The 20,873-nt window shown below is 65.9% G+C and carries 16 protein-coding genes; 10 read left to right on the top strand and 6 right to left on the bottom strand.

What is annotated here, in order from left to right:
- The first annotated feature begins 186 nt into the window (after nucleotides 1-186).
- Nucleotides 187-1,809: an ABC-F family ATP-binding cassette domain-containing protein gene (locus GIW81_RS09455; RefSeq protein WP_154738967.1), complete on the top strand. Its 1,623-nt coding sequence runs from the start codon at nucleotides 187-189 to the stop codon at nucleotides 1,807-1,809.
- On the opposite strand, the gene GIW81_RS09450 is transcribed toward GIW81_RS09455, so the two are convergent.
- A complete protein-coding gene (locus GIW81_RS09450; RefSeq protein ID WP_154738966.1) occupies nucleotides 1,806-6,125 on the bottom strand; it encodes a hypothetical protein in 4,320 nt (1,439 codons plus the stop codon). The genes GIW81_RS09455 and GIW81_RS09450 overlap by 4 nt on opposite strands.
- A 316-nt stretch (nucleotides 6,126-6,441) precedes the next feature.
- Here GIW81_RS09450 and GIW81_RS09445 point away from each other — a divergent pair, with 316 nt between their 5' ends.
- Nucleotides 6,442-7,599 carry a caspase family protein gene (locus tag GIW81_RS09445; RefSeq protein WP_154738965.1) on the top strand — a complete coding sequence of 386 codons (1,158 nt, stop codon included), beginning with the start codon at nucleotides 6,442-6,444 and terminating at the stop codon, nucleotides 7,597-7,599.
- 22 nt (nucleotides 7,600-7,621) lie between these two features.
- Here GIW81_RS09445 and GIW81_RS09440 read toward each other — a convergent pair whose 3' ends face one another.
- On the bottom strand, nucleotides 7,622-8,086 hold the full coding sequence (locus GIW81_RS09440) for a MarR family winged helix-turn-helix transcriptional regulator (protein WP_154738964.1): 465 nt from the start codon (nucleotides 8,084-8,086) through the stop codon (nucleotides 7,622-7,624).
- Between the two features lie 82 nt (nucleotides 8,087-8,168).
- On the opposite strand from GIW81_RS09440, the gene GIW81_RS09435 reads away from it, so the two are divergent.
- Together GIW81_RS09435 and GIW81_RS09430 are read left to right on the top strand one after the other, a co-directional pair.
- Nucleotides 8,169-8,333, top strand: coding sequence for a hypothetical protein (locus tag GIW81_RS09435; protein WP_154738963.1), 165 nt, complete (start codon nucleotides 8,169-8,171; stop codon nucleotides 8,331-8,333).
- A 71-nt stretch (nucleotides 8,334-8,404) separates the two neighbouring features.
- On the top strand, nucleotides 8,405-8,659 hold the full coding sequence (locus GIW81_RS09430) for a hypothetical protein (protein ID WP_154738962.1): 255 nt from the start codon (nucleotides 8,405-8,407) through the stop codon (nucleotides 8,657-8,659).
- Between the two features lie 260 nt (nucleotides 8,660-8,919).
- Here the strand turns inward: GIW81_RS09430 and GIW81_RS09425 are convergent, their stop codons facing one another.
- The gene (locus GIW81_RS09425; RefSeq protein WP_154739612.1) at nucleotides 8,920-9,606 is read right to left on the bottom strand and encodes a WecB/TagA/CpsF family glycosyltransferase; all 687 of its coding nucleotides are present in this window, start codon (nucleotides 9,604-9,606) and stop codon (nucleotides 8,920-8,922) included.
- A gap of 120 nt (nucleotides 9,607-9,726) precedes the next feature.
- Nucleotides 9,727-11,166, bottom strand: coding sequence for an exopolysaccharide biosynthesis polyprenyl glycosylphosphotransferase (locus GIW81_RS09420; RefSeq protein ID WP_154738961.1), 1,440 nt, complete (start codon nucleotides 11,164-11,166; stop codon nucleotides 9,727-9,729).
- A gap of 277 nt (nucleotides 11,167-11,443) precedes the next feature.
- On the opposite strand from GIW81_RS09420, the gene GIW81_RS09415 reads away from it, so the two are divergent.
- From GIW81_RS09415 to GIW81_RS09400, 4 genes are read left to right on the top strand one after another with little or no spacing between them, the layout of a single operon-like run.
- On the top strand, nucleotides 11,444-12,856 hold the full coding sequence (locus GIW81_RS09415; protein WP_154738960.1) for a GumC family protein: 1,413 nt from the start codon (nucleotides 11,444-11,446) through the stop codon (nucleotides 12,854-12,856).
- Nucleotides 12,853-13,881: a glycoside hydrolase family 5 protein gene (locus GIW81_RS09410; protein WP_154738959.1), complete on the top strand. Its 1,029-nt coding sequence runs from the start codon at nucleotides 12,853-12,855 to the stop codon at nucleotides 13,879-13,881. Before GIW81_RS09415 ends, GIW81_RS09410 begins: the two co-directional genes overlap by 4 nt.
- Entirely contained in the window at nucleotides 13,878-15,227 is a 1,350-nt protein-coding gene (locus GIW81_RS09405) for an O-antigen ligase family protein (protein ID WP_154738958.1), read from the top strand. The genes GIW81_RS09410 and GIW81_RS09405 overlap by 4 nt, the downstream gene beginning before the upstream one ends.
- An 11-nt stretch (nucleotides 15,228-15,238) precedes the next feature.
- Nucleotides 15,239-15,946, top strand: coding sequence for a class I SAM-dependent methyltransferase (locus tag GIW81_RS09400; RefSeq protein ID WP_324614947.1), 708 nt, complete (start codon nucleotides 15,239-15,241; stop codon nucleotides 15,944-15,946).
- 14 nt (nucleotides 15,947-15,960) lie between these two features.
- Here the strand turns inward: GIW81_RS09400 and GIW81_RS09395 are convergent, their stop codons facing one another.
- The gene (locus tag GIW81_RS09395) at nucleotides 15,961-17,070 is read right to left on the bottom strand and encodes a glycosyltransferase (RefSeq protein ID WP_154738957.1); all 1,110 of its coding nucleotides are present in this window, start codon (nucleotides 17,068-17,070) and stop codon (nucleotides 15,961-15,963) included.
- Between the two features lie 149 nt (nucleotides 17,071-17,219).
- Between GIW81_RS09395 and GIW81_RS09390 the strand changes: the two genes are divergently transcribed.
- Both GIW81_RS09390 and GIW81_RS09385 read left to right on the top strand, forming a co-directional pair.
- Complete coding sequence (locus GIW81_RS09390) at nucleotides 17,220-18,662, top strand: lipopolysaccharide biosynthesis protein (RefSeq protein ID WP_154738956.1); 1,443 nt, start codon at nucleotides 17,220-17,222, stop codon at nucleotides 18,660-18,662.
- On the top strand, nucleotides 18,659-19,744 hold the full coding sequence (locus GIW81_RS09385; RefSeq protein ID WP_154738955.1) for a GNAT family N-acetyltransferase: 1,086 nt from the start codon (nucleotides 18,659-18,661) through the stop codon (nucleotides 19,742-19,744). The genes GIW81_RS09390 and GIW81_RS09385 overlap by 4 nt, the downstream gene beginning before the upstream one ends.
- On the opposite strand, the gene GIW81_RS18840 is transcribed toward GIW81_RS09385, so the two are convergent.
- On the bottom strand, nucleotides 19,720-20,769 hold the full coding sequence (locus GIW81_RS18840) for a glycosyltransferase family 4 protein (protein WP_195930493.1): 1,050 nt from the start codon (nucleotides 20,767-20,769) through the stop codon (nucleotides 19,720-19,722). The genes GIW81_RS09385 and GIW81_RS18840 overlap by 25 nt on opposite strands.
- Nucleotides 20,770-20,873: the final 104 nt, after the last annotated feature.

Genomic DNA, 20,873 nt, shown 5'->3' with positions numbered 1-20,873 from the left:
GAATGAAAGTGACGTTGTGGGCGCCATGTCGGCGGCACCACGAGGGCGCGGAAATTGACATCGCGCCCGATGCTGACCTAAGTCGCGTCCAAGAAGGGCAGCAGCCCAGCCAACTCCTCCTCAACACCCCCGCGCATCGCTTCCAAGCCGGAGGCCGGGGAGACATTTGCTCCAGACATCGGTCACATGATCCGTCTTGACAACATCGGCAAGCAGAACGGCCACCAGATCGTCTTCATCGAGGCGGGGGCCACGCTCAACCGCGGCGAGAAGGTCGGCCTGGTCGGCCCGAACGGCGCCGGCAAGACCACGCTCTTCCGCATGATCATCGGCGAGGAGCAGCCGGACGAGGGCACGGTCGCCGTCGATCGCGGCGTGACCATCGGCTACTTCAGCCAGGACGTCGGTGAGATGTCGGGCCACAGCGCCGTCGCCGAGGTGATGAACGGAGCGGGACCGGTGAGCGAGGTGGGCGCCGAGCTGAAGGCGCTCGAGGCCGCCATGCAGGACCCTGAACGCGCCGACGAGATGGATGAGATCATCGAGCGCTATGGCGAGGTGCAGGCGCGCTTCGAGTCGCTCGATGGCTACGCGCTGGAGGGCCGTGCCCGCGAGGTGCTCGCCGGCCTCAGCTTCACGCAGGAGATGATGGACGGCGACGTCGGGGCGCTGTCGGGCGGCTGGAAGATGCGCGTGGCGCTCGCCCGCGTTCTGCTCATGCGCCCCGACGCCATGCTGCTCGACGAGCCGAGCAACCACCTCGACCTCGAAAGCCTGATCTGGCTGGAAGAGTTCCTCAAGGGCTACGAGGGCGTGCTGCTGATGACCTCGCACGACCGCGAGTTCATGAACCGCGTCGTCCGCAAGGTCGTCGAGATCGACGGCGGCGCGCTGACGACCTACACCGGTGATCTCGAATTCTACGAGCAGCAGCGCGCGCTCAACGAGCGCCAGCAGCAGGCGCAGTTCGACCGCCAGCAGGCGATGCTCGCCAAGGAGATGCGCTTCATCGAGCGCTTCAAGGCGCGCGCCTCGCACGCCGCGCAAGTGCAGAGCCGCGTCAAGCAGATCGACAAGATCGAACGCGTCGAGCCGCCCAAGCGCCGGCAGACGGTGACGTTCGAGTTTGCCCCGGCGCCGCGCTCGGGCGAGGATGTCGTCAGCCTCAAGAGCGTCCGCAAGGGCTACGGCAGCCGCCGCATCTATGACGGGCTCGACTTCCAGGTGCGCCGGCGTGAGCGCTGGTGCGTCATGGGTATCAATGGCGCGGGCAAGTCGACGCTGTTGAAGCTCGTCGCCGGTGCGGCAGAGCCGGATGCCGGCAGCGTGTCGGTCGGCGGCAGCGTCAAGATGGGCTACTTCGCCCAGCACGCGATGGACCTGCTCAAGGGCGAGCGGACAGTGTTCCAAACGTTGGAAGATTCATTCCCGCAGGCGAGCCAGGGTTCGCTGCGCTCGCTCGCCGGCTGCTTCGGCTTCTCGGGCGACGACGTGGAAAAGCGCTGCCGCGTGCTGTCGGGCGGCGAGAAGGCGCGCCTCGTCATGGCGCTGATGCTCTATGACCCGCCGAACTTCCTGGTGCTCGACGAGCCGACGAACCATCTCGACATGGCGACGAAAGAGATGCTGATCACGGCGCTGGCGCAGTACGAGGGTGCCATGCTGTTCGTCTCGCACGACCGTCGCTTCCTCGCCGCGCTGTCGAACCGCGTGCTGGAGTTGACGCCCGACGGCATCCACGCCTACGGCGGCGGCTATACGGAGTACGTGGAGCGCACAGGCCAGGAAGCTCCCGGCCTGCGCGTCTAGTTGCTCTGCTTCCGCGGCGCTTTGAAGTTCTTGATCACCACGGGTGGCGCCTGCGACTCCTTCAGCCGCGGGACGACATTCTTGTTCAACCGCGGGACGACACTCTTGCAGTTCGGGAACGTCCCGGACGTGCCGCTCGGGCATTTCGGCTTCACGATGGACCGACAGTTGGGCGGTGTCCCGACCATGCCGGTCGGGCACTTCGGCTTGGGGATCGGCTTGCAGTTCGGCGGCGTGCCGGTGAAGCCGGTCGGGCAGCGTGGCGTCTCGATCGCCTTGCAGTTCGGCGCCGTGCCGACCATTCCCTTCGGGCACGGCTTCGGCGGCTCGACGCAACGCTTGCCGGTCCACAGCCAACCCTTCTTGCGGCACTCCTCGGCTGGGTCCGAGCCGCCGGTGATGCAGCGGCCGTTCTTGTCACGCTCGAAGCCGCGCTTGCAGACGCACTTGCCGTCGTCGCGCACCTCGTTCGGACCGGGCTCGCAGAGCGGCACCTCGTCCTTCAGGCAGCGGCCGTTCTTGTCGCGGTCGTAGCCGGGCTTGCAGACGCACTTGCCGTCGTCGCGCACTTCGTTCGGACCGGGCTCGCAGAGCGGTGGCTCGTCCTTCAGGCAGCGGCCGTTCTTGTCGCGGTCGTAGCCGCGCTTGCAGACGCACTTGCCGTCGTCGCGCACCTCGTTCGGACCCGGCTCGCAGAGCGGCGGCTCGTCCTTCACGCAGCGGCCGTTCTTGTCGCGGTCGTAGCCGCGCTTGCAGACGCACTTGCCGTCGTCGCGCACCTCGTTCGGACCCGGCTCGCAGAGCGGCGGCTCGTCCTTCACGCAGCGGCCGGTATTGTCGCGGTCGTAGCCGCGCTTGCAGACGCACTTGCCGTCGCCGCGCACCTCGTTCGGACCGGGCTCGCAGAGCGGCGGCTCGTCCTTCAGGCAGCGGCCGTTCTTCGGCATCGGCCTGCCGTCGGGGCAGAGATCGGGCTCGACGATGCCGACGCACTGGCGACCCGAGCCGCGAATGAAGCCGGTCTTGCACACGCAGGCGCCGCTTTCCGAACGCATCTCGTTCGGTGCCGGGTCGCACTGCGGACGCTGCGGCTTCTCGCACCGCTTCGACGGGATCTTGGCGATGGCCGTGGCGAAGTCGTCACCAAGTCCGTTGTTGTAACGCGTGCCAGGCACCGGGAAGACGGTGGTGGCGCGGTTGATCAGGTCGCACTGTCCATCGTCCGGCACGTCGACGCTGACCTTGAGCTCGACGCTGTCGCCCTTCTCCATGTCGACGTGCGGATTGGTGCACTGGAAGCTCGATCCGCCGCCGGCGCAGCCCCAGGGAGCCGAGAACGACACCGAAGTCGGCGCGAAGCCCAGTTCCTCGTTCACCTTCAGCGGGCCGTGATAGGGGTCGGGTCCAGTGTTGGCGACGGTGACGGTGTAGTCGCAGCGATGGTTACCGCCGCCGGCCACGACACAGTCGCCCTTGCTGACCTTGGTGGTCTTGAGGTTGGTCGGATCGCAGGTGACCTGCAGCACGCCGAAGATATCGACCCAGCTCAGGAAGGCATCGGCTGTGGCCGTGTCGCTGTCGTCGGCCGCATTGAAGTTCGCCGCACTGCCGCCTGCGGGCGCTGTGATCGACGCCGTATTGGGCAGCGAGCAGCCGGCCGCTTCCAGCGGCGCCAGCGGGATCGACACCCGCAGCGGCAACTTGAGTGAGGCGGCGACGGCGATGTCGACCGGCGCGAGCGTGTTGCACGCGTAAGTCGGCGGACCACCGGCGCAACCCCAGTTGGCGTCGGCCACGGTCAAAGTCGCGGCGGCCGGCACCTTTTCGTCGAGCGACAGCATGCCGGAGTACGGCGAGGGGCCGTCGTTGGTCACGCTGATCTCGTAGTCGCAGAGAATGGTGTTGCCCGGCGCCTTGAAGCACTTGCCGGCGTGCAGCGCCTCCTTCGAAAGGCGCAAGTTGTTGAGCGGCAGCGGCGCACCGACCGGTACCCAGGCGCAGCTTACGTTGCCGTCGCCGGGGATGGCCGGAGGCAGTCCCGGCGGCGGGACGCCCGGAGCCGAGATGGCGACGCAGTTGTGCGCCCAATACCCAGGCAGCGGCCCGGCCGGCATCGTTGCCGTGATCGAGAAGGCATGTGACGCGCCCGCTGCAAGGTTGAGCGGCGCCGTGCACGAGAACGGCACGGCGGCTGGTGCAGGCGCGCAGCCGAACGGGGGCGCGATGGCGATAGGCGCCGGCAGCGCCACGCCACCGCCCATGAACATGCTGTCGCTCAGGACGACGTCACCGCTGAACGGCAAGGAGCCGGTGTTGGTGATGGTGATACCGAATGTGCAGTCGCCGCCGAGCGCGCAGGCCGCCGGGGCGGTCTTGACGATGGTGAGCTGCGTTCCGCCCTCGGCGCACGCCTGGCCGTGCCAGGGCGCCCCAAGCACCGCGCAGTTGCGGAAGCCGTGGTTGCCGCCGGCGAGCAGCGGCGCGGTGTCGACTGTCACGTCGATGAAGTGGCTCATGCCCGGCGGCAGCAGATCCGGCGGAAGGGTACACGACAGATTGTTTGTCGGCACGGCTGAGCACAGCCATTGCGGGATGTCGGGCGCCACGTTGGAGATCGTCACGGGGAAGCCCTCGCCCGGACCGGACAAGATGCTCGCGGCGTCCCAGATGGTGACCGGCGCGTCGGGCACGGCCACGCTGCTGTTGGTCACCGTGATGATGCAGTGGATCGGACCGCCGAACGGCGCGGGCAGACAAATCTTCTTGATCCAGATGCCGGCTTGCGGCTGCGGCACGGGCTCGGGGCTCACCGGCGGCGCGGGCTCGGCCACCGTCGGGGTGTCGCAAGGATCGTAGATCGCGATGTCGCCGATGCGGCTGTAGAGATCGGCGTCGTCGAACCGGCCGTCATTGTCGACGAACCAGGTTTCGAGCGGCGGCGCGTTGAGCGGCCGGATGTTGCCTTTTTCGGTGGCCTGCAGGCCGTGCACGATGCGGGCGCCGCCCTTCAAGTCGCGCTTCTTGTCGTCGCTTTCGCGCAGGTGCTCGCCGGTGGTCCACAGCGTGGCGCGGCACTTGCCGTAGTCGATCTTGCCGTCGTCGAAGTAGCCGTAGTTGAAGGCGATGCCGCCGAGCGTCGAACGATGCGGCGTCTTGAAGCCGACGGCGAACTCGCCGACCTCCTCCGACCACTTCTTATCGCTGTCACTCCACATGTAGCGGCGCACGACGGGCTTCTCGAGCTTGGCAAATATCGAATAGTCGTAGCTGCCGGTCAGGCCGCCGCGCTGCGACAGGAAGAGTTGACCTGGGCCGTCGAACAGAATTTCGGAGACGAAGTTGTCGCCCGGCATGTCCTCGACGTTGAACTCGATGCGTGCGTCGTCGGCGAAGCCTCCGTCGGCGGTGAGGCCGACCGACCAAACCTGTGCCGGCTTGGCGACGGAATAGTAGACGCGGCCGTCCTCGACGGTGACAGCGAACACGCGGCGCCGCGCATCCGCGAAGCCCCACGTCGATGGTTCCTCCACGTTGAACTCGGGACGCTCGATGCCCATGCGGCGCGCCGCGTCGTAGGCAATCGGCTCGAGATCGGCGTTGGGGCGGCCGGATGCGCCGTGGTCGAAGCTGCCGCGCACGCTACCGTCGAGCCCCAGCCGGTGGATGAGACCGAACTCGAGGTCGGTGACGAACAGTTGCTCCGATGCGTTGTCGTAGGCGATGGCGCCAAGGCCGGGACCGGCGTTGTCTTTGTCATCGAATGAGAGGTTGGCGAACAGCGAGGCTTTGCCCGTGCGGCCGTCGATCTTCCATATTGAGCCGGGTCCGCCGCCTGCCAGCGTGCCGAACTGACCGGGCATCCAGCGGGCGCCCCGCTCGCCATTGACCAGCCGTCGTCCGTCCTTGGCGATGATCTGCAATCCGAACAGCGAGGTCGCGCTCACGTATACGTTGGGCGAGCGGTTGGCCGTCTCGCTGTCGAGCGCCACGCCGAATACCTGGCCGATCTGGCCTGCGTTGACTTCGAAGGTGGAGGGCGCGTTGACGAGGGCGCCGTTCGGCGGTCCGCCCAGGCGCGTCAGATCGAAGACCCGCAGCACCGCGCCGCCGGTGTCGATGAATGTCATGTCGGTCGGCGAAACGCCGTCGGGCACGTTCGGCAGCGCCTTGGCGCCGGAGAAGCCGGTTACCGCCGCGTCGCCGCGCTGGACGATGGGACCCTCGGCGAAGGAGGGGCTGGCGACGAGAAAGAAAGAGAGCGCAATGAAACCGCAGCGACGAATGCGCTGGAAAACGGAAGCAGCAACGTGGGTCATCTGAGGTGCCTGAAAGCCTTCTTTTTTGACTTCAAGCCGCCCACTATGGGCACACGCGATCGACCGCGATGTTCCTAAGGATACACGCGTTCGGCTTCGGCGCAGGTGTGCTCGAATGTTTGGCGCAGCAATAACTTATTGAAATAACATCATTTTATATAAACGCCGGTCACGCGCATCGGCGCCGGGAACGGGCGTCGGTCAGCAAAGTCCCGCATCGGCAAGCCGCAAAGTTGTCATGCTCCGGTGATGACTGGTGCGCGCCGCCCCGGTATTGCAGGCGGCGCTGAGTTCATCGACGAGAGACGCTGACACCATGTCCTGTGACCGCATCCTGCTTGCCCTCATCGCCTCCTGTGTTCTGCTCGTCCTGCCGGCGGCTGCCGAAAAACGAGTGGCGCTCGTCGTCGGCAACTCGACCTACAAGGAAGTGTCGCCGCTTCCCAACCCCGTCAACGACGCCAACGACATCGCAGCGGCGCTGAAGGCCTCGGGCTTCGATGTCGTCCTCGGCGTCGACGTCGACAAGCGCGACTTCGACTCGCGCATTCGCAGCTTCACGCAGCTGCTCGAAACGGCCGACGTCGCCGTCCTCTTCTACGCGGGTCATGGACTGCAGGTCGGCGGCCGCAATTTTCTAATTCCGGTCGACGCCAAGCTGCAAAGCGAGCGCGAGCTCGACTTCGACGCGGTGAGCCTCGATTTCATCCTGAAGCAGATGGAGCTCGGCCGCGCCGACAAGACCAACATCGTCTTCCTCGACGCCTGCCGCGACAACCCGTTTTCCGGCAATCTGGCGCGCTCGATGGGGACGCGCTCGGCGAGCATCGGCAAGGGTCTCGCGCAGGCGGAGACCGGCGTCGGCACGTTCATCGCCTATTCGACGCAGCCGGGGAACGTCGCCGTCGACGGCGCGGGGCGCAACTCTCCCTTCACCGCGGCACTGTCGAAGTACATCAAGGAATCCAATCACAACTTGACGTCGGTCATGATCGACGTGCGCAAGGACGTGCTCGCGGCGACGGGCGGCAAGCAGGTGCCGTGGGATCACTCGGCGCTGACCGGCGAGTTCTTCTTCAAGCAGACAGCGGCCGCCGCCGCCAGTCGCTCTACGACCGACAGTGGCGATCCCGAGATGCAGAGCCGGCTGCGCACGCTCGAGGACGAGGTGAAGAAGAAGTCCGACACCGAGCAGACGGGCAACATCGTCGCGCTCGCCCAGGCGCGCGAGCGGCTGCGGCAGCTGAGCGAGGAAAACAAGGCCGATCAGCAGCGGATCTTCGACAAGCAGTACGAGACCGGCGGCACCGAGGATTCAACCTCGCGCACCAACCTGGCGATGGCCATCGGCAAGATCCAGATGCAGATGGTCCGCCGCAACCAGCAGGCAGAGAAGCTGCGCGAAGAGATCAAAGCGCTGGAAGGCAAGCTCGGATTGCCGCCCGAGAAGGCGCAGGATGGCGCCGAGAAGTAGGGGCTCCGGCTGCGAGCGACGCTCAATCCAACTGCTTCAGCAGGTTCATCAGAGCCGGCCGCACGGTCTGTAGCTCCTTGAGATGCGCCGCGGAGAGCGACTGCAGGCGCCGTTCGGCGATGGCGGTAAGCTCGAGCCGCGCCCGGCGGCGATCCTCCGCATCGCGCGAACGCTCGACAAGCCCCGCGGCGACAAGCCGGTCGACGAGTTCGACCGCGGTGTTGTGATTGATCAACAGCCGCTCCGCGAGCAGGCGGATGCTGACACTCTCGGCGTCTTGCGCGCCTTTGATGGTCAGTAGGGCTTGGTGCTGCTGCGGCGTGAGGCCGGCTTGCTTGGCCGCGGATTCGCTAAAGGCGAGGAACCTTCTGAGAGCGAACCGGAAGTCGGATAGCGCTACGTAGTTTGCCTTTGGCAGGCCGGCGGCGACTCTCTTGAGCTTTGCTGCGGTGCGTGCACTGCCGGGCGCCTTACGAATTTTTGCCATAGAGATCCGTCAGGGTCTTGAACTATATCGTTGAACGATACGATATCGGGGATGGGGCACGCCTCATGCGGAGGAGGAACGCATGCCTCGTCATGACGACAGACCCGATGCCGATTTGGCGATTACCGTGGTCTTCCTGATCGTGATGATTGCGGTGCTGTTCCTGTTGGGCCTGGCGCATCCCTACAACCCGGCTCGCATCTCGAACGTGACATATCACTCGGTCCCGGCGGTTCCGCCAATGTAAATTCGTCGTAAGCGTCTGTCCTCGCGGGATCTGACGCATTTTTGAGCATGATCCCGCGCAGGTGGATAGCGATGAGCGACGAGACGAGCACGGGAAACGCGGCGGACTTGTTCGCCGACGCGCCGTACGATGCGGCAACGCTTGCCTCGATGTTCGAGGCGTATGCCGCAGCCTGGCATGAGCTGCAGATGATGAATGTGGTGTCCCGCAGCGGCGAGGAGATGCGGCCGAAACTCGTGCTGAGGATTTTGAAGGCGGCCGCCGCCGGCGAGCGCGACCCGGACCGGATGAAACTGCTCGCTCTGCACGCCATCGACCGGCGCTGAGCGCGTCGTTCCCTAAGGGACGACGCCCGGACGGCGATTGGCACGCCATCCGGGCCAAGGGTGAGGCTTCCGTCATGACTCAGAAACCCCCACCTCTAGCTATCAGTACGCGGAGTGCCGCGGAAGGGCTCGACGTCTGTTCACCACCTCCGCGTGCTCGGCCGGCAACACAATATCGCCGTACGATATATGCGTGGGCAAACGGTTGAGCCACTCGACATGTTGAGTGCGTGATTCGCGCCCGGGCCGAGGCAATGGGCTCAGCGGGTGCGCATGAGCAGCAGCCAGAGCGCCGTCCCGTTCGTTGTCGCATAGCGCCACAAATATTTTCGCGGCTCGCGCGCGACCCTGAACAGCCACTCGATGCCGGCCTTTTGCATCCATCGCGGCGCGCGGCGGCTCGTCGGCTGAAAGTAGTCGAATAGACCGCCGCACGTCTTGATCCAGCCGACGCCGCGCAGCCGCTCGCGGTTGCGGACGACGAAGGCCTCCTGATGCGGCACACCGAGCCCTACCCACAGGACGTCGGTCGAGGCGGCAACGATCGCCGCGCAAATGGCGGCCTCATCCGCCTCGCGGAAATAGCCGTTGCGCCAGCCTGCGATCTGCAGCGCCGGGTACTGGCGCGAAATGGCGGCGACGGCGATCTCGATATTCTCCGCAGTCGCGCCGAGGAAGTAGAAGCGCAGCCCGTGGACGCACGCCGCGCGCGCCGCATCGTGGAACAGGTCCGTCGTTGCCGCGCGCTCCGGCAGCGGCGTAGCGAGCAGGAGCTGGCTGATGATGACCAGCGGCTGGCCGTCGGCATCGAGCGCATCGGCCTGCTCCAGCAGGGCGCGATACGACCTGTCGCGATGGCTGAGGGCGAGAACCTGGCCATTGGCGGAGAACACAGCAAAGCTGCGAGCCGCAGGGGTCGCGCGCGCGGCCAGGCACGTACTCACCATCAGTCGCGCCCAGGCGCTGCGCGTCATTGGCCGGATCGGCAGCCCGCCGACCGTAACCGGCGGCGGAACCGGTTCATGCGTCACCAAACCGGGTTCGCTCAGCACTGCGCGCCTTCTCCGCTAGAAGCTGTTGGCGTAGGCGCGGGGCGAGAACAAAGTCAGGAAGAGGATGTAAAGGTCGAAGCCCAACGACCAGTTCTCGATGTAGTAGAGGTCGTGCTCGAGGCGGGCCTGCATCAGGTCCACGGTCAAAGTCGGTCCACGGAAGCCGTTCACCTGCGCCCAGCCGGTAATCCCGGGCCGCACGTTCAAGCGGCGAGAGTAGGCTTCGATCTTGCGCGTCGCCTCCTTGTCGTGCGCCAGCGCGTGCGGTCGCGGCCCGACGATCGACATCTCGCCCTGCAGAACGTTGATGAGCTGCGGCAGCTCGTCGAAATTGTATCGCCGGAGAAATCTGCCGATGGGGGTGACGCGCGCATCGTCGCGTTTTGCCTGGACGATGTGCTCGCCGTCGTCGAGCGTCGACATCGTGCGGAACTTCCAGATGCGGAACTCGGCAAGATTGTAGCCGCCGCGCCGCTGACGGAAGAATACCGGACCCGGGCTCGACCGCTTGATCAGGACGCCAATAGCGAGGAATAGCGGCGCGAGCAGAACCAGCGCGGTGCCGGCGATGCCCACGTCGATGCCGCGCTTGATGAGCAGCTGCAAGGGTCCCAGCGGCGCCGAGACCAAGGTGATCGTCTTCAGGTGCGAAAACTGCGAGATGTGCAGGTTCGGCGCGGCGCGCAAGATGCGCGTGCAGCCGATGTGCACCGAGACCGGCAGATCGGCAAACTGTTGGACGATCGACTGAATGATGTCGTCACGTTGCCAGGGGATGGCAATGACGACGTCGTCGACGCTGAGTGACCGGGCACGCACCGTGGCCTCGGTAATCATCCGCTGCAGCGACTCCGCGTCCACTTGGGCCACGAGGTCGCCCGGGAGAATCTCTGTTGCCAGCAGGTTCATGTTCGCGTGGCGCTGCACGATCTGCTCGGTGCATTCGCGGATCTCGCGCGGGGTTCCGATGAGCATCATGCGCCGGCCGACGATGCGGCCGGACTCGATCAGCATGGTCGTAACGCGCTCGAGGATTGCGTTGAGGGCAATTAGCGACAGAAGTCCCACGACAAAAAAGATGAGCAGCCAGCCGCGCGAGTAGATGTGCGTCGTCTTGGTGAGGAAGCCGATGATGCCGAGGCAGAGGAAGGCGTAGACCCAGACGAAGAAGATGCGGCCGTGGCTTGGCTCCGACGCGCTGTAGGCCCTCACGCCGTAGTCGCCGCGGATCAGGAACGGCAGCACGAAGATCAGGCCGGCGCTGACGCCGACGATGACGTAGCGCCCCGGTGCGCCGACGGCCCCGTAGGTGAACATATGATAGGCGATGCCGGATACGACCGCGGCGCCGCAAATGACGAGAACGTCGGCGAGCAGGGCCAGTATGGTAAAGACGACCGAGTGTGCAGGCAGCGCTGCAGTACGGAAACGCCGGTTGCTCTCGATTGTGGTCATGTCCCCCCGACCACGATGCTTCGCAGTCCAGGCCGGGAATATAGGACGCGTTGGAAGCACAACGTCTCTGAACGGCTTTTAACGTTAAATGGAAGTACGTCGAGTGATCACCCGCCGTGATCGCGTTTCCGCCGCATGTCCGAAGCGATGTGAACGGCCGAAACCATAAGTTTGGATAGAATCCGGCGCTTCCTATTCACACGCTATCAAGCATGTCGCTCCGCGCACGCGGCAAAGGCCTTTTGCGTCGCCGCGCGAGCATTCGGTTGGAGGGGGAATGGACCGTTCTAAAGCGTGGGCGGATAGCGACCCCTGGCACGATGAAAGTCGCGCTTGGCGTGGCGGGAGCGTCGCCGAGGTCGTGGATGCCCTATGGCGTAGAAAGCTGCTCGTGCTGGGCGCGGGCCTGTTGGGCGCCTTCGGCCTCGTCGTCGTCGGCGAGCTGCTGCCGCAGAGCTACGCGGCACGTGCTCAGCTGCTCGTCGATCCGCGCGACCTGCAGATGCTCGGCTCCGAGGTGATGCCGCGGCAGCTTGCGACCGACAATGGTCTCGCCATCGTCGAGAGCCAGGTCGAGGTGCTGATCTCGGACAATGTCTTGCGAAAGGCGATCGTCCAGGTCGGACTGGAGCGAGATCCGGAATTCATCGGCGACGGCCAATCCTTCATCGGGCAACTGCGCGCCCTGCTGCCGGTCGCCGCTTCGCCGGATGAGGACCCGGTGCTCACGGTCCTGCAGAAGCTGCGCAAGCAGGTGACTGCCATCCGCATCGAGCGGAGCTTCATCATCGACTTCACGGTGCAATCGAAGAGCCGCGAAAAGTCTACGCGCATCGCCGAGGCCGTGGTCAACGCCTATCTCGCCGATCAGCGCAACTATCGCGCCGAGGCGAATGCTGCCGCGGCGCGTGCCATCGACGGCGGTCTCGAAACCCTGGAAAAGAAAGTCCGCGATTCCGAGCGCAAGGCGACCGAGTTCCGCGTCAAGTCCGGGCTCGTGTCCGCCAACGGCCGGCTGGTGACGGAGCAACAGCTCACTGACATCAACAACCAGCTCTCCACCGCACGGGTGGAGAAGGCGCGGGCGCAGTCAAAGTACGACGAAATGACCGCCTCGGCCGGCGATCCGCAGTCGATTCCCGAGGCGTTGCTGTCGCCGACGCTGCGCAGCCTGCGGGCACAGCTCGCCGCCGTCTCCGGCCAGCGGGCCAAGCTCAGCACGCAGATGCTGCCGCGGCATCCGGCAATGGCGGCCGTCATTCGCCAGGAGGGCGAGCTGCGCGGGCAGATCGATCGCGAGCTCGATCGCGTCGTCGCCTCTGCCCGTCACGATGTGGAGCGCGCTTCCGCCACCGACGCGAGCCTGGCGGCGACGCTCGAGGGGCTGCGCGGCGAGCTCAACACGGCAAGCGGCGCGCAGATCACGATGCGCGAGTTGGATCGCGATCTCGAGGTCAATCGCGCTCTCTATGAGCAGGCGCTTGCACGCACCCGTCAGGCGAGCGAGCAGGTGCGGCTCGATACCACCAACGTGCGCGTCATCACCCCACCGGTACCCGTCGTGCAGCGCGCCTTCCCGCCGCGGCGCCTCCTTCTCCTGATCGGCGGCTTCGCGTTGGGCCTCGCTGGCGCGGCCATTTTGATCGCCTTCCTCGTCGACCGCCGGCACCGCGCGGTGAGGCGCGCTTGATCACCAGGCGCCAAGCCCTCGTGGGCGCGGCGGCCGGAGCCGTGTCGTTCACGGTGAGCGGTGCGCTTTCGGGTGCCGCAGCGCCGATGCGCCTGGAGGTCGTCGGCAATCGGATTTTCCACGCCGGACGCCCGATCCGTCTGCTCGGCGTCGCCATGGGCGATCCGATCTACATTCGCGGCAATCGCGACGTTTCCGACTATCGCGTCGTGGCGCAGGAGTGGGGCGCCAACACGGTGCGTATCGGCCTGCATCCCGGGCACTGGCGCGACGCGCGCGCGCAATCGATCGCAGCGCTGGCACGCGACATCGCCGCGGCACGCGCGCAAGGCCTGTTCGTCATCCTCGACTGGCATACGATCGGCTTTCCCGGCGCCTATACGGAGGTCGCCGATCCGTCCTGGGGGCTGATCGACAACGCCTACGACACCGACGCGGCGCTGGCGCTCGACTTCTGGCGGGAGATGGCGCTGACCTACGGCGGCGATCCGGGAATCCTTTTCGAGCTGTGGAACGAGCCGGTGGTCGACGGGAAGCTTTGGGTATCGACGGGCAAACATTGGCCGCAGCTCAAGGCGCTGTGGGAGCGGCTCATCGCCGTGATCCGCGCGCACAGCGACGCGATCATCATCGCCGCCGGCGAACGCTGGGCCTTCGACCTCAAGTCGGTCAAGGACAACCTCATCGACGATCCGCGCGTCGTGTACGCCTGGCACGTATATCCGAACGAGGACCGCGGCCTCGCTGATCGCTGGCACAGCAGCATCGACGGTCTGCAGGCGCTTAAACCGGTGATCGTCACCGAGTGGGGGTTCTGCCGCTCATGCAGCAAGCATCTCTACGGCACGCCTGAGGACTTCGGCGAGCCGTTCGTCAACGGCGTGCTCGAGCCGCTGCGGCTGCACTCCACCGCGTGGTGCTACAGCCCCGGGGCGGCACCGCAGATGCTGGAGGACGGCGGCACACCCAACGAATTCGGCGCCTTCGTGAAGTCGTATCTCGGCTCCGCATGGCGGCCGGTATGAGCGCAGCCCAGGGAAGCGCAGTGCCGTACGCGCCGGCGCGTGGGGAGTTCCTCGCGACGTGCACCTTTTACCTGATCTTCCTCCTCATCTGGATTACGACGACCCCGTTCGCCGATCTGGCGATCACCAGGGCGTCGAGCACGGCCGACAGCAGCAATGCGGTGAACCAGGTCGTCTTCGTCACGATGGCCCTGCTTGCCGTCGGCGTCGCTGCCTCGCTCCGCAAAGACCTGCTCTACGCGCTGCCCCGCCCCATCCATGCCGTGCTCGGCGTTTGGTTGCTGATTTCCATCGCACTGTCGCAGGCGCCGATGTTGTCGGCCAAACGGGCGCTGTTCACGGGGCTGGTGCTGTTGATCGCTGCCGCGGCGATGACGTTGCCGCGCACCACACGGCAGCTCGCGAAGAATTTCGCGACCCTTACGTTGCTGGTCGTCACGCTCTGCTATGCGGGCGTGCTCCTCGTCCCGGACCTCGCCATCCATCAGAGCCGCAACGTGCTCGAACCGGAGAACGTCGGCTATTGGCGCGGCGTGTTCGCCCACAAGAACACCGCCTCGGCGATGATGGTCGTCTTCCTGTTCATCGGCCTGTTCGTGGCGCGTGCCTACAGCGTCGCTTTGGGTTGGACCATCGTGGCGCTCACCCTGCCGTTCCTCTACGCCAGCGGCGGCAAAACGGCCCTGGCGCTGGTCGTCCCCGTGCTCGGCGCGAGCTGGCTATGCAGTGTCATTCGCGCTCCCGCGCTGCGCTCGACGATCGTCGTCTCGGCCGTCGTCCTGCTCAACGTCATCACCGTCGGCTCGGCGGTCGTCCCGGCAATTGGCTCGTTCACCCGGTCGATCACTACGGATGCGACGTTCACGGGCCGCACCGAGATCTGGCAGTTCGCTGCCGGCGAGATCACGCGGCATCCGGTCTTCGGCGCCGGCTTTGCGGCCTTCTGGCGCACGGACGCGACCGTCAACAGCGACGCCGGCACGGAGGAGTACGAGGGGTGGTCATCGGCCTTTGCGCGCCGGGCCACCGACTCGCACAACACCTACGTCGACTTGTCGCTGACGATCGGCCTGGTGGGACTGGCGATCGTCTTGACGTGGGTCCTCATCTTGCCGTTGCGCGACATCGCGCGCACGTCCGCAGAGGCCGTTAACAGTCCCCTCGGGCTCATGTTGTTTCGCATCTGGTTCTATGGGCTCCTCACGTTCTGTCTGGAGTCGGGGCTGCTCGCCTCCGCGGACATGCTGGGATTCATGGTTGTGTTTGCGGTCTTCGGCATCGAGCTCATGGCCCGATTCAATCCCGCGCGCTCACGAGTGGCGGGGCGCAGGCAGAAGCGAAGGTGAGGAGCAAGGGCGTGGAGCAGGTAAAGCGTTCGGCGTTCGCGGAGGCCGGAAAGCGCGCGCGGACGGTCATCGACGTGAGCCCGGTCTCGCGCGACAACCCGTTTCGCCGCGAGCGCATGCAGCGGCTGAAGGGGCTGGTCGAAGTCGTCATCGCGGAAAAGGGCGCCTGCAAAATCATCGACATTGGCGGCACCGTCGGTTTCTGGGAGACGTGGGAGCACCTGCTCGATTTCTCCAAGGTGACCATCGACTGCGTGAACGTCGCCCCTGCCGATGCGACGGGCCACCTTCCAATCCGCATGCTGGTCGGCGACGCGCGGGACCTCACGTTCGCGGCCGACAACGCCTACGACGTGGCGTTCTCCAATTCGGTGATCGAGCACGTCGGCCTATGGCAAGACATGGAGCGCATGGCGGCCGAGGTGCGCCGCGTGGCGCCGCGCTACCTCGTGCAGACGCCCTACTTCTGGTTTCCCGTCGAGCCGCACGCGCGCAGCCCGCTCATCCACTGGCTGCCGGAATCCTGGAAGTACCGCATCGTCATGCACCGCAAGTGCGGTTTTTGGGAGCGGCAGGACAGTGTCGCCGGCGCCGTGCGGACGGTGCAGTCGGCCATCATGCTCGACATCCGGCAGATGCGCGCCCTGTTTCCCGATGCCGATCTGCACAAGGAGCGCTTCTGCGGACTGATCAAGTCGCTCGTCGCGGTGAAGGGCTAGCGCTCAGGCGTCGGCTAGTCGAGCTCGTCCAGGACGTCGATGAACTCGCGCGCGGCTGTGCCGGTCCTGTAGCGCGAAGCGCGCTCGCGAAGCGCCGCCCGGTCGGGTGGCGATTTGAGTGCCCGAACAATCGCCGCGGCAAGGCCCGGCGCATCGCCGACGGGGACCATCGTGCCGTAACGCCCGCCCTCGAGGATCTCGCGCGGGCCCCACGGGCAGTCGGTGGCGACGACGGGCGTGCCGCAGGCCAACGCCTCGACGATGGCGTTGCCGAACCCCTCGAAGCGCGAAGTACACACTGCCAATTCGGCAGCCAGAAGAGATTGAAACGGATCGCTTACGTGACCGGCAACCGAGACTCTGTCGGCAACGCCGAGCTCCGCTGCGCGTGCCAGGATCGCGTCCTTCATAGCCCCTTCGCCGATGAAGCGCAGGTGCGCTCCGCTCGATGCCGGGAGCAAGCTGAGGGCCTCGACCGCCAGCAGGGGGTCCTTCTCGGGCGACAAACGCCCGACCCAGACGATCAATCCACGTTCGCGCGGGTGGTCGAAGGCTGCCTTGCTCAGCCTTGCCTCGGTAGCGGGATCGATGACGGCGTTGCTGCGCATGACGTGGATCTGCTGCGCCGGGACACCGAAGTTCTGGATGAGATCGTCCCGCGCCCCGGCGGCGAGAACGAGCACGCGGCTGGCGGCGCGATAGACCCGTCCGACAAAGCGGTAGGCGAGGCGCCCCTGCAACGAGGGATCGCCGTCGCGCGCGGCCGAGGGGCTCGCCACCTCGCGCAGGAGGATGTGGGGTCGTGTCGCACGCGGCAGCGAGCGGGCGGCGAGGTAGGTCAGCACATTGGGCGCCGCTTCCGACGACAGGACCGCTCGCGGTCTCCGCTTGAGGAGAACGCCGCGCAGCGCCGGAAGGGCATAGCGCAGCTTGCGGGGCCGCAACGTCACGACCTCGACTTCCGGCGCCACGAGTTGGGCAAAGGGCCCCTCGGGCTGAAGTGTCACAATTGCGACGCCAACGCCCAAGCGGCTGAGCGCATTCGCGAGCAATATGGCATCCCTCTGAGCCCCTCCCCCTTCGAATGCGCGAATGAAGATCGCCACGTCGAGAGGTCGTGCCATCGCGTCTTTTACCAATGTCCCCGTCCGGTGCTTGCTAACGAACCACTGTCGGGCCTAGTGCTCATAGGTGACGAAGATGTTTACGGGCTTTCGCCATTGCAAGCCAGCCCACGACACTCCTCCGATCCGCGCAGCGATGGCTTGAGTTGATGCTTGGTTGGCACGTCTTCATCTACGTCAGCTCGCGGGCTTTTGCCGCCGCGCTCAATTTCGCATCGGTAGCGATCTTCGCCCGCCTCGCCGGGCCGGCCGACTATGGCGAGTACCTTCTGACGTTCGCGTGGGCGTACATCGTCTACGGCTTCTTCGTCCAGTGGCTGCGCTACGCATTCTTCGCGTCCTATAAAAAGTCCTCGGCCGACGAGCAGATCGCCACGTTCGCCCGGACGGCCGGCGGTTTTCTTGCCGCCGCGCTCGCGTGCGGTCTCCTCGCCGGCGTGTTCAATCTAGTGCCGTGGTCCACTCTCCTCGGCGTCATGGTGCTGGTGATCGGACTGACGGTCTTCGATGCCAGCACCGAGATTGCGCGTACGCGCTTGCAGGCGAAGGAGGTCGGCCAGGCCGTCATTCTCCGTGCGATCTTGAACCTCCTGTTCGGTGCGGCGGCGCTGCTCATCTATGAGTCCCCGCTTGCCTTGGCGCTCGCCGTCGGCGCGGCGCAGGTCGTCGCGATCGCGCCGCTGCTCAAGGACCTTGTCCCGCGTGCACGCAGGCCCGGCTCGGTGAGCACGGCGAAGGGATATGTGCGCTATGGGCTGCCGCTGGTTTTTGCGTTCAGCATTTCGGCGCTCGGCCAGAACATTGACCGGATCCTGCTGGCGTCCTTCGCCGGCGTCGGCGTCGTCGGCCCATACGGGGCCGTCGCCGACATGGTCAGGCAATGCATGGTCGTGTTCGGGGAGGCGATCGCCGGGGCCTACATTTCCATTGCCAAGAACGCCTCGGCGGGCGGCGACGACGCCACGGCACGTGACGTGCTCCGCAAGGCCTTCACGGCCTATACGGCCATCGCCGTGTTCGGCGCCGCGTTCATCATCCGTTTCGAGGGCGTCGCGGTCGAAGGCCTGCTGGGGCGCGAGTTCCGCGAGCCGACCGAAACTCTCGTTCCCCTATTCGTAGCGTCGAGCGCGATATTCATGTTCCGCTCGTTCTACTTCGGGCAGGTCATCTATTTCGCCCGCTCGGCGCGTCCCGAGCTCATCGCCGCAATCATCACGGCGGGAACCGTCGGCTTGCTGTCGCTGCTTCTCATTCCTCGCTACGGGGCCGAGGGCGCCGCCGTAGCTGTGCTCATCGGGCAGATCGCCGCGTGCGCCTACTACATCTGGGAAGGGCGCCAGCTCTATGCCATGCCAGTCCCAGTGGGGCCGGTGCTCGTGCTCGGTGCCTACGCGGGGACAGGATATGCGCTCACCGAGGCGGTGGAGATGCTGCATTGGCCGCTGTGGCTGACACTGATCGTGCAATTCGCCGCGCTCGGCCTGGCGTTTCTGCTGGCGGCGCGAACCGAGTTGCTCGCCTTCTTTCGCGGCACGCTTGCTCCGAAGGGGCGGATGCTCTGGGCTGACGCGACCAATAAGGTGGCCCCTTGACGGGCAACAGCTATCGCCTGCAAACGACCGACACCTGGGCCGGTTTCGAGCGGCGGTGGGCGACGCTCGCGGAGTCTGCGCGCGTCTCGCCGTTCCAGCGCATCGAGTGGTTGCGCCAGTGGTATCAGTCCTTCGCGCGCCCGGGGTCCGTTGACCCGCTGCTCATCAGCATCAGCGATGCTGTAACCAGCGAAGACGTCATGCTGTTGCCGCTCATCGTGCGCCGCCGCGCGGGGCTGTCCACCGTCGAGTTCGCCGATCGCGGCGTGACCGACATCAATGCGCCGCTCTTGGGCCGTGGGGCGCCGAGCGACGTTGCAGGCGCCCAAGCCATTTGGCAGCTCCTCGTTGACAACTTGAGGGGCTACGACGGCATCCGCTTTCAGAAGATGCCGAAGCTGATTGACGAGCGCCCAAATCCGCTCGCTTCCGATTCCCGCGTGCGCGTTGCCGACCTGCGGCGGTGGACGCTCGCAGCCGACGAGCAGTGGGTCGTCGAGCGTAAGCGCGGACGCGCCTATAAGCGCAGCCAGAACGGTTTCGCCAAGGCGGGTGCCGGCCGTTTCATCTTCGCCAAGACGGAAGGCGAGGCGCAACGCATCCTTCTGACGCTCGAGCGATTGCAGTTGGCGCGCTTGAGCGAGCTCGGACGCTCGCACATCTTGGCAGAGCCGGAGCACAAGAGTTTCTACGAGGCGCTAGGCGCCAGCCGCGGAACCGATTTCACCTACTTGAGCGCGCTCGAGCTCGATGGTGAGCTGGTAGCCTGCCTGTTGTCGGTGGCCTCGAAGCCGTGGGTGACATTCCTGCGCATCGCATCCGACTCTCGCTTTGCGCACCTCAGCCTCGGCCGCCATCTCATGGAGCTGACGATGATGGCGCTGCGCGAGAAGGGCTACGAGATGCTCGATCTCTCAATCGGCGACGCCGGGCACAAGGCGCGCCTCGGCGCATCACCACAGCCGGTCTATGAGCTGTCATATCCGCTGTCGTGGCAGGGCAGCCTCTTCCTCGGCGCTTTGGGCGCCCGGCGGCTACTCGGCCAGCTGCGTCGCGGCTATGCGGACAAGAGCGCCACGTAAGCGTCGGTCATTCTTTCCAGACTATAGCGCTGGCGGATCGCATCGCTGCATTCCAGCGCCCGCACCTTCGCCTGTGGATCGGCGAGTATGCTGCGCACGGCGTCGGCCAATGCATGAGCGTCTTCCGTGGCAAGAAAGCGGACGCTTCGCGTATCGAGCGTCGCCAGCACCTCGCGCAGGACGTCGATATCGGACGCGACGACTGGCACACCCGCCATCGCCGCCTCGACCGCCGCGAGACCGAACGTTTCCCACCGGGACGGAAAGACGAACACATCTGCGGCCTGCATGAGCGCACCGACCTCCGGACGCGCCAAGGTGCCTAAGAAGTGGACGCGATCTGCGATGCCAAGCCGTTCCGCCAAGGCGCGGAAGGCGTCTTCCTCCGGTCCGGAGCCGACCAGAACCAGACGGCAATCGGCGAGCGAGAGAAGGGCGTTGAGAATCCGGTCCTGCCCCTTCTGAGAGCACAGCCGGCCGACGCTGATCAGGAGCGGCCGTCCGTCCTGCGGAATACCTTGCCGCGCCAGCGTGGAACGGGGATCGGTGGCGACGGGCAATGGCGCGATGCCGTGCTCGATGAGGCGGACGTGCCGCAGGTAGCTGCGCGGGTAGCCGGCGAACGCCGCGGCGGTGGCGGCCGTATTGAGGACATTGGCCGAGTAGAGCCGCGCGGCTCCCGCCAGCCGATCGAGGATGCGGAGTGGTGCCAGGGTCTCGGCAGGGAGCGCCGTCTGATGCACGATCCGGCGACGCCCGCGCAACGATCCGACACCGCCGATCAGCAGCGATGCCGTCGCCTGATAGGCGATGAGCGCGTCGGGGGGACTGCGGAGCAGCTGCCACGCCATGTTAACCACGGCCGCAAGCTTCTTGGCCGCCGGCAAGTCGGTGCGCGAATAGAGGACGCGTGTCTCGATGGCGAAGCCGCGGCGGGTGAGCTCCGCCTCGATCATGCGCGCGAGCGTTTCCACGCCACCGCCCGCTTCGGCATGCACGATTTGGACGACGGTGCGGCTGGTCATTTCACTCGCGGCGACATGGCGGACGCATGGTGGTCCGCATTGTTTAGCATCTTCGGAGTTCGCAGAAGCTTGCAATTGATCGACTCGCGTCGGCCATCTAGACC

Origin of the sequence: Hyphomicrobium album (assembly GCF_009708035.1) — a bacterium.
GTDB lineage: Bacteria > Pseudomonadota > Alphaproteobacteria > Rhizobiales > Hyphomicrobiaceae > Hyphomicrobium_A > Hyphomicrobium_A album.
Note: the sequence above shows the minus strand (reverse complement) of the source record. Positions and strands in the feature narration are given on the sequence as shown.

Bases quoted from the DNA above. Each gene is read 5' to 3' on its own strand.
- GIW81_RS18840 (WP_195930493.1), bottom strand. From the start codon at position 20,769: ATGACCAGCCGCACCGTCGTCCAAATCGTGCATGCCGAAGCGGGCGGT.
- GIW81_RS09405 (WP_154738958.1), top strand. From the start codon at position 13,878: ATGAGCGCAGCCCAGGGAAGCGCAGTGCCGTACGCGCCGGCGCGTGGG.
- GIW81_RS09415 (WP_154738960.1), top strand. From the start codon at position 11,444: ATGGACCGTTCTAAAGCGTGGGCGGATAGCGACCCCTGGCACGATGAA.
- GIW81_RS09390 (WP_154738956.1), top strand. From the start codon at position 17,220: ATGCTTGGTTGGCACGTCTTCATCTACGTCAGCTCGCGGGCTTTTGCC.
- GIW81_RS09435 (WP_154738963.1), top strand. From the start codon at position 8,169: ATGCCTCGTCATGACGACAGACCCGATGCCGATTTGGCGATTACCGTG.
- GIW81_RS09425 (WP_154739612.1), bottom strand. From the start codon at position 9,606: ATGGTGAGTACGTGCCTGGCCGCGCGCGCGACCCCTGCGGCTCGCAGC.
- GIW81_RS09420 (WP_154738961.1), bottom strand. From the start codon at position 11,166: ATGACCACAATCGAGAGCAACCGGCGTTTCCGTACTGCAGCGCTGCCT.
- GIW81_RS09430 (WP_154738962.1), top strand. From the start codon at position 8,405: ATGAGCGACGAGACGAGCACGGGAAACGCGGCGGACTTGTTCGCCGAC.
- GIW81_RS09395 (WP_154738957.1), bottom strand. From the start codon at position 17,070: ATGGCACGACCTCTCGACGTGGCGATCTTCATTCGCGCATTCGAAGGG.
- GIW81_RS09445 (WP_154738965.1), top strand. From the start codon at position 6,442: ATGTCCTGTGACCGCATCCTGCTTGCCCTCATCGCCTCCTGTGTTCTG.
- GIW81_RS09450 (WP_154738966.1), bottom strand. From the start codon at position 6,125: ATGACCCACGTTGCTGCTTCCGTTTTCCAGCGCATTCGTCGCTGCGGT.
- GIW81_RS09440 (WP_154738964.1), bottom strand. From the start codon at position 8,086: ATGGCAAAAATTCGTAAGGCGCCCGGCAGTGCACGCACCGCAGCAAAG.
- GIW81_RS09455 (WP_154738967.1), top strand. From the start codon at position 187: ATGATCCGTCTTGACAACATCGGCAAGCAGAACGGCCACCAGATCGTC.